Origin of the sequence: Eisenbergiella tayi (assembly GCF_001881565.1) — a bacterium.
Taxonomy (GTDB): domain Bacteria; phylum Bacillota; class Clostridia; order Lachnospirales; family Lachnospiraceae; genus Eisenbergiella; species Eisenbergiella tayi.
In genome coordinates, this window is the sequence record NZ_MPDJ01000007.1 from 51,609 (window position 1) to 64,623 (window position 13,015).

Below are 13,015 nucleotides of genomic sequence, written 5' to 3' on the forward strand. Positions count from 1 at the left end.
TTTTTCAAAAAGGGATCCACCTTGGCAGATCCCTTTTTATTACTCTATTCCGACAAATCAGGCTGTTTTGTAAGCAATTCATCTTTCATAGATTCCAACAGCTTATCAACTGAAACATTTCCGTCCGAAGAAGCATTTATTGTTTTTAATGCCAGGTTATAAACATCATCAATATCCTGGTCATATCTGCTTGGCAATCTTACCCCCTTAATATTAGGCAATACATCCTGCGCAATCACTTTAAGTACGTCCTGTCCTGCAAAAAACTCATCTGGACGGCTGTAAAAACTCTCATCTTCGTATGCAGGTTTATAAGATGTGAAATTTCCTACATAATCCCGATTCAATTCTCCTCCTTTTTCTGTAAGCCAGAAATACTTCAAAAATTCCACAGCCTCTTCCTTATGAACTGCATCTTTCGGTACAGCGCTTACAGTCCCGCCCCAAGGGAACGGTCCGCCGGGAGGAAGCATAAATCCCCACCTTCCTGAACCATCCTTATCATTAGATTTTATTGTAAATTCCAATGACCAATTGGCACAGGGATAAAAAATATCTTCATTGCGGGCGTAAGAAGCACCTTCCTCTGCAGAATTAAAATCTAATACGTCTATCATTCCAACCTGTTTCATCTCCACAAGTTTTTCTAAAATAGGCCTCATGGATGTGTCCAGATTCAGTTTATTATCAACGATAAACGGTTCCGTGGATTGTCCCTTCAATATTTGTCCCGCAGCACCCAAACTGGACAGCATATAGACGGTACCTCCCGATTTGTCCACTACTTCTTTTCCTTTTTCAATAAAGGAATCCCAATCTGAAAGCATTTTTTCCAATTCCTTTGGATCATCCGTTCCCAGAAATTCCTTTGCCAGTTCCCTCTTATAGGCCAGCCCTGCTACAGACGGACATTCCGGGCCAACATAAATTCCGCTTTCGGATGTCTCAAGGGGGATCAGATAATCCATAACCTGACTGGTATCAAAATTATATGGTTCTTTTGTAATATCTTCCCATATATCCAGGGAAAGAAGCTTTCCCCTGTATGTGGCTTCCAGCCATGCGATATCCGGCATTTCTCCTCCACTGGCAAGAGTCGTCTGCAGCTTTTGCGTCATATCCTTACTTTCTACTGCCACGAGATTTACTTCAATTCCTGTATCCTTTGTGAACTCCGCATACATATTTTTGTTATTATCGCTGGTATCCCAGCACCATATGGTAATTTCCCGCCCATCTTCTTTTTTTCCGCCTTCCTCGTTTTCTCCTGCCTGCGAGGAAACAGAGCTTTCCGTAACTTCACCCCCGTTTGTCTGCTGTCCGCCACACCCTGATAGTATGGAGATGCACATGGCCGCACCTAATAAATACGATAAAATCCTTTTACTCATAACTGCCTCCTTTAACTGTTGCACTTGTTTCTTGTTTATGGGTCCAGTATAGACTGTCGTACTCTTCGGAAAAACAAGAGGTTTTTCATTTTTTTTATACTTTTTTATATTATTTAAATTCAAGAAGAAAATATGGAAGCTTATCTATATAAATCTTTACATTAATTTGTTCTTTTTTATATTTTTCTATCATAAAAAGAAAATTGAATTATAGTTCCCCCACCTTCCCTGCTGTTTATAATCAGCGGTCTGCTATTTTTATATATCAGCCGAAGTCTTCCATTCACATTAAATAACCCTATATGATTTTCCACTTTTTCACTTTCCAGTCTGTTTCTTATTTCCATTAATTCTTCCTGGGTACATCCAATCCCATTATCCTCTACGGAAACAGAAATCCATCCTTCCTTTTCCTTTATGGCAATATGCAGAAAGCATGTCTTATCACTGGGCACAATACCATGGAATACACTGTTTTCAACCAGGGGATAAAGAATCATCCGGGGGATTTCCCTCTTCTCCAGTCCAGACTGTATCTGCCAGACAATATCCGGAACATTCCTATAGCACATCTGAAGAACATGCAGATAATTATCAATATATTCTTTTTCCATTTCCACAGTAGTCATCGCCTGCAAATCTGTCCGCAATAATGATTGCAGCAGTTTGATAAAAGCTTTGGTCAAATCAATGATCTCCTCATAGCTGCACTTACGGGCAAGACAAATAATCGCATTAAGCGTATTATAAATAAAATGAGGATTCAGTTGATAAGAAAGCATTTTTAATTGGGCCTCATATTGTTTTTTCTCACTGTCTACAAGCTGCTCTGTATGCTTCTCTATACTTTCCACCATTTTATTGAAAACATCAGCCGCTTCTTCACACTCATCCTGTGAATGAATCTCTATATGTTCTGTTCTGCTTCCCTGTGCCACGCTCTGCATTCCCCGAATCAATGTATCCAATGGTGATATGATACGCATAAGCACAAGCAGCATAAAAGAAAGCATTACCAATAATATCAGTCCTATTGTTACTGCAACCATTGAATTCATCCGTCTGATAACTGTTTCCAAAGCACGATTATCTATTCTATATTCAACCTTCCATCCTGTCTCTCCAATTCTGTCCATATATATTGGATCCATTGCTTCATGTCCGGTAAGACTGTCAAAGACGGTAACTCCTTCCGGCGTAGTAAGCCGCAGATAAAGTTCTTCATCAGACATCAGTGCTGCATCCATATTTTCCGTGTCTAATAAAATAACCAGCTTTCCCAATCCAACCTTAATTCCGTTTTTATCATAAATTTCATTCACATATGCAATTGTATTTTTTTCGCCAATAATTCCATGGTAATCAAAAATATACCGGGGAGTAAAACCCGATATTCTTTCATTTTTCATAAATTCTTTATAGGGTTCTTCTCCCACCAAATCCCTGTAAGTATTTACCATCTCCAATACTTTACCCTGTCCGTCAACGACAAAAATATCCTGAATTAGACCACCATAAAGCATTTGATATTCTTTCAGTTTCTTTTCCATCGTCTGGATCTGAGCAAAAAACATATAACTGTTCTCAGGTTCCTCTATCTTAAAAATATTCTGCACAGTATCATCAAAGGTAATATTCATAGCATATAATGAAATCTCTTCCAATGTATTTACCTCTTGCTCCGATAGATTCAATACCATATCCCTTCTTTTTTCAATCAGGGAGTTTTCGACCAGAGGTTTCATATAGAAATACATAAATCCGCTGGTAACAAGAACACAAAATATAATAGAAATCAGAACGATCCCCAAAATTTTCCAGAATATTCTTGTCCTTGTCCTATATCTTTCATGCATCTTATTTTTCCTCATTCAAATTCTTTGGGATTTTTTCCTGTTTCTTTTTTAAATACCTTGCTGAAATACTGAACGGTCTGATACCCAACCAAATCACTAATCTCATATATCTTCTTATCTCCTTGCCGGAGCAGTTCTTTGGCACGTTCAATCCGAAGACTGGTAACATAACCGGAAAAAGTAATTCCTGTTTCTTTTTTAAATAAATGAGAAAGATAAATAGGGCTTACATCCAATATCACTGCTGCTTCATTCAGTCCCACATCCTCATGATAATGTGCTCTCATATAGGCCATTGCCTCACGTACCTTACGGGAATACTGTTTTTCTGTACACTCCCGCAAAATTTCCAATAAATATCCAAAACGTTCTGCAGTATTGTAAATACTCTCCTGCAGCAGATTTATCTGAACTCTTTCCAACCACTCATCAAATTCAAAAAGTTTTACCTCATATCCTTTTTCCCTGAAATAATAGGATAATTTTACTGTCGCTTTTTTTAAAGTTTCTATACTCTGCGAATCCGCAATATCTTTACTATACAATTCTTCTATTTTTTTCTTTGCATCCGTATATTTTTCTTCTCTTATATCACGGCCTATAAATTCTACTTCAGTCAATATTTTGTCTTTCAACTCAGATGTACACTCATCCGGTTTCTTCTCCAATAAGCAACTGCCTTTCCTGAAAATACGGTACTGAAGAATATCCGCCCCTTCCCTTCTTGCGGCCAGAATATCCCGATTATTGCTTACCTTTCCTCCCACAGCCACTGCAATCTGTGTATTTAATAATTCTCTGAATATATCCTGAACAGACAATACAAAGTCCCTCAAATATCTCTGCTGTTCCATCTGCGAATTGCTGTCAGGAGACTTCAAAAAAATTATATATTCCCTTTCAGATATTTTCAGACAGATAAAACGATAACTTCCCATTTTTTCCGTCAGCATATCCTGTAAATTTTCTTCCCCGATATCATTTCTCATTTTAAGGCGCCAGATATCAAGCAGAATACTTGTGCCAATCCATTGAAAATATGTCCTCCGGGATACAATTTCTGAAGAAGAGGTTTCCGATGTATAAATTCCTCCGTCTCCTTCAGCCAACAGCTTACCGAGATGGGCTCTCACTGTAATATTTTTAATATCCTGTTCTTTTCTGATAGCTTCTACACATTTATTCAATTCCCGCAGCAACATCTTCCGGTCGATTTCATATTTTAATATAAAGGCCTGTGCTCCCATTTCCAAAGCGCGTTTTGCCAGTTCGAACTCTTCATATGCCGTCAACAATATAAATTTAACATCCTGCTCTCTTTTTCTGATTTCTTCAATCATATCCAAACCGGTCATAACAGGCATTTTAATATCTGTCAAAATAATATCCGGCTGGTAACGCAAAGCATACTCCAATCCTATTTTTCCATTTCTGGCAGACGGCAATAACTCAAATCCATGCTGTTCCCATTGAATAAGACCTATAATGTCTTCTCTGGTAATATCCATATCCTCCACAATCAACACCTTAACCATAACCAGACTCCTCCCTCTTACCCCTTAGAAGTTTAAAATCCCCCAGTATTCATTTTGTTTTATTATACAGGGATTGGTAATATATAAACTTATCTCTATTTTACATTTTTTATACTTTTTTGCCATCATGTTCTCTACATTTTAATAGTATGCAGAAGTACTGCTGTACTCCTTATTATCTGTCAGCTAACCTAACCACAATAGTTTTTTAACAAATTTCAAAAAAAAATTGAAACCATATTTTCAATGTGCTATAATGTCACAAACAGTAAGCAGCTGTAAAAATTGGAGAAATTATGGGATTGTTTAGTAAGCATTGCGGCAACGCTATATTTTTAAATCCATATGGTACACCAGAATATAGGTCGAAGGGAAAATTATTTATTTTCTCTTCGATTTTCTAAAATTAACGCCTGTCAACCCGGGCGTTATTGTTTGCCCAAAAGTATCCCTTTTCTCCACGTTTTCACAGAAAGGAGACCCAATTATCATGAGACATTTAATGAATCCCCTGGACTTTTCCGTAGAGGAACTGGACAGGCTTTTTGAGACAGCCAGGGATATCGAAGGCAACATGCCCAAATATGCCCATGCCTGTGAAGGTAAAAAGCTGGCCACCTGCTTTTACGAACCCAGCACCCGGACCAGGCTCAGCTTTGAAGCCGCCATGCTGAATCTCGGAGGCAGTGTACTGGGCTTTTCCGACGCCGCCAGTTCCTCCGCCTCCAAAGGGGAAAGCGTAGCCGATACCATCCGGATCATTTCCTGCTACGCGGATATCTGTGCCATGCGTCATCCCAAGGAAGGAGCTCCTATGGTAGCCGCATCCGTATCCGGTATTCCGGTTATCAACGCCGGTGACGGCGGTCATCAGCATCCCACCCAGACACTGACGGATTTAATGACTATCCGTACCCTGAAGGGACGTCTGGATCGTCTTACCATTGGTCTTTGCGGTGACCTTAAGTTCGGCCGTACCGTGCACTCCCTGATCAACGCCCTTGTCCGTTATGATAATGTTCGCTTCATCTTCATCTCTCCTGATGAGCTCCGGGTTCCTGATTATATCACTGAAATGCTGAAAGATAAGGACATCCCCTATGAAGAGGTTATGCAGCTTGAAGAAATCATGCCCCGGCTGGATATTCTTTACATGACCAGAGTACAAAAGGAGCGTTTCTTCAATGAAGAGGATTATGTACGTCTGAAAGACTACTACATTCTGGATAAAGCCAAACTGAATCTCGCTCCCAAGGATATGCTGGTACTCCATCCCCTTCCCAGGGTAAATGAAATTTCCGTTGATGTGGACGATGACCCAAGAGCCGTATACTTTAAGCAGGCCCAGTATGGGGTTTATGTGCGTATGGCTTTGATTCTCACGCTTCTGGGAATTAAGGTTGACTCATAATGCGGCATCTTTACTTGCTAAAAGCCCTCTTATCGGGCGGAAAGGTATATATATGTTAAATGTAGGAAAAATCGAAGAAGGGTTCGTACTAGACCATATAAAGGCGGGAACAAGCCTGTCCATATACCGCCATCTGCAGCTGGACAAGCTGGATTGCACAGTGGCAATCATAAAAAACGCCAGAAGCAATAAAATGGGAAAGAAGGATATCCTGAAGGTGGAATGTGATGTGGATATGATGGATCTGGATGTACTGGCATTCATCGATCACAATATCACTGTTAATATTATTAAAAACGGGGAAATTGTTGAAAAGAAAGAACTCATTCTTCCTAAAGAAATCAAAAATGTCATCCATTGTAAAAATCCCCGCTGTATAACATCTATTGAACAGGGCCTGCCTCATATCTTTGTTCTTTCAGATGAAAAGAAAGAGATTTATCGGTGTAAGTACTGCGAAGAGAAATTCGACAGGCGTTCCTTGTAAAGAATGGAATTATTAATAAAAACGGGGATGAAAATCCCCGTTTTTTATTGCTCTCTGTTTCAGTATTTGCCAGGGGCTGCTTACGTAACCCCGGTAAACTGCCCTGCCACATCTGCCTCACCCCGGACAGGCTCTTTCCAGCCTTTCATTTTCTTCCTCCACCAGCTTTTTATCCAGTCTCTGAAACAGCACCTGAATTTCGGGAAGCCGGTACCCTGGTTCCACCTGCTGCCTTTTCCATTCCGGTGACAGCTGCAGCCAGCCACATACCTTTTCGGAAGAAAAAGGAAGAAAGGGATACAACAGCACTGCCAGTCCGGCGATCAGCTGGACACAATTATGCAGGGTATCCGCACAGTCCTTCTGATCCGTATCCCGGGTAATCCAGGGCTGTCTGGAATCAAAATATTTATTCGCATTCCGTACAAACTCGAATATATCATCCAGTGCATCCTTAAACCTCCCTCTTTCAATCTGCTCTCCCACAGAAGCATACAGCCTGTCAGTTTCCGCCCTAAGCTCCTGATTTGGTATTCCTTCCGGCACCGTACCGCCCAGATATTTTTGGATAAATACCAGAGAACGGTTGATAAAATTCCCATATGCGCCCAGCAGTTCACCGTTATGGCTGTTGACAAATTCTCTCCAGGAAAAATCAGCATCCTTCTTTTCCGGCCCGTTTGCCAGCAGATAATATCTCAGGGAATCCCCGTCATATCTGTCCATGATATCTTTTACCCATACGGCATAATTCCGGCTTGTAGATATCTTCTTTCCTTCCAGAGTCAGATATTCACTGGAAATAATTTCATCCGGCAGGCGCCAGCCGTCTCCGTTCGCAATCAAAAGCGCGGGCAGGATAATCGTATGAAAGGGAATATTATCTTTTCCGTGTACATAATAATGCCTGATTTCCTTTTTTTCATCTTCCCCCTGCTTTTCCCCGTCCAATCACCACAGCTGCCTGAACGCTTCCGGATTATCTTTCAGGGCGGCTCTGCTGGAAGACAGATATCCCAGGACATTTTCTGCCCAGATATATATTTTCTTATTCTCATAGCCTGCATGCGGCACTTCGATTCCCCAGTCCAAATCTCTTGTCAGTGCCCTGTCTCTCAGCCCTTCCCTTATATATCTTTCGGAAAAGGTCTGCGCATTTTTTCTCCAGTTTTCATGGCTTTCCACCAAATTTTTCAGTTCCTGTTCCATACGGTCCAGGGCAATAAACAGATGCCTGCTGCTCCGGAAGGAAATTTCAGAACCGCATACGGCACATACGGGATTTTCCAGATTTTCCGCTTCCAGTACCATGCCGCATGCATCACATTGATCGCCCCTCGCTTCACCGCCGCATTCCGGGCAGGTTCCTGTTACAAACCGATCCGCAAGGAAGGAACCGCAGTTTTCGCAATAGGCCTGCGGGACTTCTTTTTCATAAACAAAAGGGCTTTCATACAGCTTTTTGTGGAATTCTTTCACAAACTCCTTATGCTCTTCAGATGAGGTTCGGCCGTAATAGTCATAGCTGAATCCAAGCTTTCTGAAGCATTCCGCAAATTCCCTGTGATAACGGCTGCTGATCTCCTCCGGTGTTTTCCCTTCCTGTCTGGCCCGAAGTGCTACCGGTGTCCCGTGACAATCACTTCCTGAAACATAACAGACCTTATCTCCGGCCGCCCTGTGGTAACGCGCAAGAACATCCGCAGGAAGCAGGGCCGCGATATGCCCTATATGCAGGGAGCCGTTGGCATATGGCCAGGCTCCGCCAATTAATATATCTTTCAATTTTGTTTCCTCATTTCTTAATTTATAGTGATAACGCGGAACGCCGAATCCGCTGTTTTAAGGCAAAAAAAATCCCTCCTCTCCGAAAAATTTCTTTTTCGGGGACGAGAGCATCGCTTCGTGTTACCACCCCAAATTCGCCTGTTCCTCACGGCACAGGCCTTATCAACTACGGACGAGAAATGATTCATCGATAGTCTATCACGTTAACGGGTGAATCCGTCGCAGCCTGAACCATCAGGTTTTCGGTGCGCAGCTCCAGGACCATGTTCAGCCGCCTTTCCTTCATCCGTTCTCACCACCACAGATTCTCTGTAAAAGCGCCAGCAGCCTACTCTTCCCTTCCATGCTTTTTCCTATGAAATTATGTTTCATTATATGAGCCGGTATTCCTTTTGTCAACCGTCCGGCAGAAGACTTTTTTATTTTCATGCTGCTATATGGATTTGTTATGCATCAATGAGAATCAGCCGTTGGGAAAGGAGAAGGTTTTTTATCGCCTTCTCCTTATCAGATTCCAGGAAACATATATCCTTGTTTGGTTAAAGCCAATATTTCCGCACAATTTCCCTGGCGTCTGTTTCACTGATACAGAACCGTTGTTTTATCTTTAACACAGTCTCATCAAAGCTGACCCCCAGTTCTCTGCAGGTTTCGACAATTCCCTTTTCGATTCCCCGTTCCATTCCTTTTCTGATTCCATCCTCTACCAGCATTTCTCCTAATTTAGTCATCGCTATCATCTCCTTTACTCTGCCCAACTCCGTTTCCGTTAAAAATTTATCCGCCAGAGTATACAGAACAGCCTGCATTTTATTCAATTCCAATTCAGTCAGGACTTTTCCAGCTTTTTGGATTATACTCAGGCTTTTTATAATCCGTTCTTCAATCCTCAGACTGCCTGACATAAGAGGTGTCAACAGGAGAGGAACCAGATCCGCCTTTGTCAGTTCCTCTCCCTGTTCCGCTTTTTCTTTCAGTCGTCTGAACAACCGGTCTGCGTTCTTACCCTTTAACTGAACAGTCTTCACTCGATAAAGATTAATTCCTGTTCTTAATACCGATCGGGGATGCCTGATTTTCGCCGAACAGATCACATAGGTGATTACTTCAACATGATTTGCCCGGCTGACAGCAGCCTCGTATTCCCGGAACCGTTCCAGATCTTCTTTTGTAACAGCATCGCTTTCGAATTCCAGATGTATCCAGGCGGCATCCGTCATTACATAATTAAAATCCTGGTACATTTGCCGCGCTTCAAGCATTACTGTCTCGGTAGGCGCAATATAACCGGCCACCCCCTTAATGCCGAGAAGCGGCATCAGTTCTTCACCGAAATATTGAGCAGCTGTTTTCAGAGCCAAATCTTCATGGTGAATGGAATTCTTACCTGGAGCTTTCTTCTCCGTTTGTCCTTTATTTACCTTTTTCGTGCGTTTTTTCACACAGCCTCCTGTTCCGTAAGCCATGTGTAAAATCCTGTCTTTCATATAATTATAACTGATAATCCGACACCGGGCAACCGTATCTTACATGCTGATCTGTTAATATTGACCATATTTCATTATTACACAGAAATTTATCTCTTTAGATATATGTTGAGTAATTGTCCGATTCGGACAGAAAATTGAAGTGCTGATAAAAAAGATTTACCGATTGGGACAGCTGTTTATGACAGGCAGGAGCTTACACAAAGTTCCGGCTGCCGGTGTTTTTTATTATATCAATTGCCAGAGGTAATGTAAATATTTTACAGTAGTTATTTGCTGATAAACATTCTTGAAGCTTATTGTTCATACCGCACCGTACTTTGCTGCAATTAAAGTGCAAAATCCTGTTTTATAAGTGAAATTATTGATTTTATGTCAGAAATTGCCTATAATTAAATACAAATATAACAAAATTTTATAAAATCAAGTATATTTTATACTCATTTTACAATCAAACATATTTACGGTATAATCTTTTTTATATTCCGTTTCCTTGAATCAGGATAGGTACGCAGGAAGGATGAATGATATGACCTCTCAGGAAAGTTGCTGCAAAATAGTAGATTTCCAGGAATATCTTGGAAAAAAGGAATTGGAACTTCAGATGAAACAAATAGTAAATCGGGAAATTATGGTTATTGTCCCCACCCAGTTATCGCAGATTGTATCCGTAGGGAAGAAGCTGCTGCTTGGTGAAACGGTAATCCTGAACCTGAATTATCTTGATACGGAAACAACGCAGAGATTCATGGATTTTGTATGCGGCATCTGTTATACCGTAAATGGAATTCTCACCTGTATATCTGCAGGTATTTATATTGCCAGTGTGGATGACTACATTGACACTGCCATGACAGAATCAAAAAACTAGAGGAGACAGGCTGAAAATATGATTCGAATTGCAATATGTGACGATAACAGGAACGATGCCCAAGACACAAAATCCCTGCTGATGTCCTTTATGGAGGAGAATGCGGCTGCCGCTTTCCAGGTAAAGGTATTTTCTTCCGCGGCCCAGTTGCTGGCCTCCATGTCCAGTGAGCCTCCTTACCATTTATATCTGCTTGATATCCTTATGCCGGACCGTAATGGTATTGATCTGGGGCGTGAAATACATAATTATAATCCTTCTTCACTGGTTATTTATCTTTCCTCCTCGCCGGACTTTGCCATGGATGCCTTTCATGTCTTCGCCTTCCAGTATATCGTGAAGCCAGTCACAAAGGCCAATCTCTTCCCTATCCTCTCAGAAGCTCTTCTGCATCTGAAGGATACCGACACAAGCTTCTTCCTTTTAAAAACAAAAACCGGAATCATGAGGCTGGAATGCTCCAAAATTATGTATGTGGAATACCTGAATCATATGATTGTGGTGAATATGGAGAATGAAAGCATATATAACAGCATTACCATGAGAAATAACTTTGATGAAATTGTAAAGCCTCTTACAAAGCTTCCTTTTTTTATAAAACCGCACAAGGCATTTCTGCTTAACATGAATTATGTTATCTGTCTTCAGGGCAGGGACTTTACCCTGAAAAATTCCACGCTTATTCCTATATCAAGGAATAATTATGCAGCCATCAAAAAGCTGTACATCGACTTTATGCTTAATAAGGGATATGAGGGTAAATACGATGATTTATAGAGATTTATCCATTCTGTGGTGTTTAATTAATATTCTGTTTATCTTCAGCCAGCTTTACGAATCCAGGTTTCCAGGGAAGAAAACATTCTTCCTTAACCTGATTTGTATGGGCGGGCTCATTATACTGAATATGATTCTTGTCCTGAAGATGGGTGTCATCTGGATGGGAAAATATTTTATTCTTACCTGTACAATCCCAAGCTTTTTTTATTTCTTTTATACGTCAAAGGATCGGAACGGGCGTTTCTTTTTCACGTTCTGTCTTGCAGATATCATGGGCTTCTGGATCATGGCAGTTTCCAATCTGATTTCTTATGCCTTCGGGGAAAACTTCCTGCTGATGTTCCTTCTGCGCATATTCATGTTTCTTCTGCTGGAATATTTCGTAGTGTGTTATGTAAAAAAGCCCTATCATCTGATTCTGCAGTTCGTAAAAAAGGGCTGGGGCGGTTTTGCCTTCGCATCAGGTCTGTTCTATCTTTTTTTTGCCCTTATGTCGGGATGGCCCACAAGAATAACGGAACGCCCTCAGGAGCTGCCTTCTTTTATACTGCTTCTGCTCATCATTCCTACCGTATATTTAACCATTTTCGCCCTGCTGTATTATCAGTGCAGGCTGGATACCAGGCTGCAGAATGAAGCCATCCTCCAATCCCAGCTTACCGGGTTCCGTCATCAGCTTCAGATATTCCAGGAAGCGGAAGAAAAAAATAAAATCCTGCGTCATGATCTGCGTCACTATATGAATCAGCTTTCGGTCTGCCTTAATGACGGCAATCTTCAGGCCGCCCAAAGCTATCTGCAGCATTTTGAGGAGTTGTGCAGCGTTTCTGCGGTGACTTGTTACTGCAAAAATCCCACCATGAATTCCACCCTTTCTTATTATGCTTCCAGGGCAGAGGAACTTGGCATCCGTGTAAATATTAATTTTAAAGCAGACTGTAAAAATCTTTCCGATGAAACCGAATTTTCCATCATGATGGCCAACGCTTTTGAAAACGCCATAAACGGTTGTTTAAAAATACCGGAGGACAGGAAACGTGAAATAAGGCTGACCTGCCTGGAGGAATACCAGCTGCTGTTCGCCATCACAAATACCTGTGAGGAAAAGACTGTTCTTTTTGATGAGAACCATATTCCGATATCAGGCAGTCCCGGGCATGGCATCGGAACCCGCAGCATCCTGGCTTATGCCCACAAAAATAATGCTGCCGTGGATTATCAGCTGGAAAGAGGCTTTTTCAAACTGCGTATTCTCTTCCCGCCCGCTCCTGAATCCATGAAACAGCCCGTTTAAGCCCCGGCCTGTTTTTCAGAAGGAAAAAAGGAATCTTTTACTGCTTACAGCTGCCGTAAAACGCCGCAAGCCCCTGCCGCAATGTTTTTCCGCTGCGGCAGGGGCTTGCGTATTT

Annotated in this window: 10 protein-coding genes, 1 pseudogene and 1 other annotated feature; of the genes and pseudogenes, 5 read left to right on the top strand and 6 right to left on the bottom strand. The window is 41.4% G+C overall.

The window, feature by feature from the left end; all coding sequences use genetic code 11:
* Nucleotides 1-44: 44 nt before the first annotated feature.
* From BLA28_RS24055 to BLA28_RS24065, 3 genes are all read right to left on the bottom strand, one after another.
* The gene (locus BLA28_RS24055; RefSeq protein ID WP_069158433.1) at nucleotides 45-1,391 is read right to left on the bottom strand and encodes an ABC transporter substrate-binding protein; all 1,347 of its coding nucleotides are present in this window, start codon (nucleotides 1,389-1,391) and stop codon (nucleotides 45-47) included.
* Between the two features lie 176 nt (nucleotides 1,392-1,567).
* Entirely contained in the window at nucleotides 1,568-3,247 is a 1,680-nt protein-coding gene (locus BLA28_RS24060; RefSeq protein ID WP_169897296.1) for a sensor histidine kinase, read from the bottom strand.
* Nucleotides 3,248-3,258: 11 nt separating this feature from the next.
* The gene (locus BLA28_RS24065; RefSeq protein WP_069158435.1) at nucleotides 3,259-4,782 is read right to left on the bottom strand and encodes a response regulator transcription factor; all 1,524 of its coding nucleotides are present in this window, start codon (nucleotides 4,780-4,782) and stop codon (nucleotides 3,259-3,261) included.
* 490 nt (nucleotides 4,783-5,272) lie between these two features.
* Here BLA28_RS24065 and pyrB point away from each other — a divergent pair, with 490 nt between their 5' ends.
* Complete coding sequence (gene pyrB / locus BLA28_RS24070) at nucleotides 5,273-6,193, top strand: aspartate carbamoyltransferase (RefSeq protein ID WP_069158436.1); 921 nt, start codon at nucleotides 5,273-5,275, stop codon at nucleotides 6,191-6,193.
* A gap of 52 nt (nucleotides 6,194-6,245) precedes the next feature.
* Nucleotides 6,246-6,680, top strand: coding sequence for an aspartate carbamoyltransferase regulatory subunit (locus tag BLA28_RS24075; protein WP_009250144.1), 435 nt, complete (start codon nucleotides 6,246-6,248; stop codon nucleotides 6,678-6,680).
* Between the two features lie 117 nt (nucleotides 6,681-6,797).
* On the opposite strand, the gene BLA28_RS34570 is transcribed toward BLA28_RS24075, so the two are convergent.
* From BLA28_RS34570 to BLA28_RS24085, 3 genes and pseudogenes are all read right to left on the bottom strand, one after another.
* Nucleotides 6,798-7,226, bottom strand: coding sequence for a class I tRNA ligase family protein (locus BLA28_RS34570; protein WP_330388887.1), 429 nt, complete (start codon nucleotides 7,224-7,226; stop codon nucleotides 6,798-6,800).
* Nucleotides 7,227-7,271: 45 nt separating this feature from the next.
* Nucleotides 7,272-8,483: pseudogene (metG, locus tag BLA28_RS24080) on the bottom strand (methionine--tRNA ligase); the annotation flags it as partial.
* A gap of 79 nt (nucleotides 8,484-8,562) precedes the next feature.
* Nucleotides 8,563-8,821: a binding site (T-box leader), on the bottom strand.
* A gap of 186 nt (nucleotides 8,822-9,007) precedes the next feature.
* Complete coding sequence (locus BLA28_RS24085; RefSeq protein WP_330388867.1) at nucleotides 9,008-9,910, bottom strand: hypothetical protein; 903 nt, start codon at nucleotides 9,908-9,910, stop codon at nucleotides 9,008-9,010.
* Nucleotides 9,911-10,559: 649 nt separating this feature from the next.
* Here BLA28_RS24085 and BLA28_RS24090 point away from each other — a divergent pair.
* Genes BLA28_RS24090 through BLA28_RS24100 form a run of 3 tightly spaced genes read left to right on the top strand, consistent with a single transcriptional unit; the run spans nucleotide 10,560 to nucleotide 12,900 of the window.
* On the top strand, nucleotides 10,560-10,826 hold the full coding sequence (locus tag BLA28_RS24090; RefSeq protein WP_169897297.1) for a cell division protein SepF: 267 nt from the start codon (nucleotides 10,560-10,562) through the stop codon (nucleotides 10,824-10,826).
* An 18-nt stretch (nucleotides 10,827-10,844) separates the two neighbouring features.
* Nucleotides 10,845-11,603 carry a LytR/AlgR family response regulator transcription factor gene (locus BLA28_RS24095; RefSeq protein WP_069158438.1) on the top strand — a complete coding sequence of 253 codons (759 nt, stop codon included), beginning with the start codon at nucleotides 10,845-10,847 and terminating at the stop codon, nucleotides 11,601-11,603.
* Complete coding sequence (locus BLA28_RS24100; RefSeq protein WP_069158439.1) at nucleotides 11,593-12,900, top strand: GHKL domain-containing protein; 1,308 nt, start codon at nucleotides 11,593-11,595, stop codon at nucleotides 12,898-12,900. The genes BLA28_RS24095 and BLA28_RS24100 overlap by 11 nt, the downstream gene beginning before the upstream one ends.
* Nucleotides 12,901-13,015: the final 115 nt, after the last annotated feature.

Bases quoted from the DNA above. Each gene is read 5' to 3' on its own strand.
- pyrB (WP_069158436.1), top strand. From the start codon at position 5,273: ATGAGACATTTAATGAATCCCCTGGACTTTTCCGTAGAGGAACTGGAC.
- BLA28_RS24095 (WP_069158438.1), top strand. From the start codon at position 10,845: ATGATTCGAATTGCAATATGTGACGATAACAGGAACGATGCCCAAGAC.
- BLA28_RS24065 (WP_069158435.1), bottom strand. From the start codon at position 4,782: ATGGTTAAGGTGTTGATTGTGGAGGATATGGATATTACCAGAGAAGAC.
- BLA28_RS24090 (WP_169897297.1), top strand. From the start codon at position 10,560: ATGAAACAAATAGTAAATCGGGAAATTATGGTTATTGTCCCCACCCAG.
- BLA28_RS24075 (WP_009250144.1), top strand. From the start codon at position 6,246: ATGTTAAATGTAGGAAAAATCGAAGAAGGGTTCGTACTAGACCATATA.
- BLA28_RS24100 (WP_069158439.1), top strand. From the start codon at position 11,593: ATGATTTATAGAGATTTATCCATTCTGTGGTGTTTAATTAATATTCTG.
- BLA28_RS24055 (WP_069158433.1), bottom strand. From the start codon at position 1,391: ATGAGTAAAAGGATTTTATCGTATTTATTAGGTGCGGCCATGTGCATC.
- BLA28_RS24060 (WP_169897296.1), bottom strand. From the start codon at position 3,247: ATGCATGAAAGATATAGGACAAGGACAAGAATATTCTGGAAAATTTTG.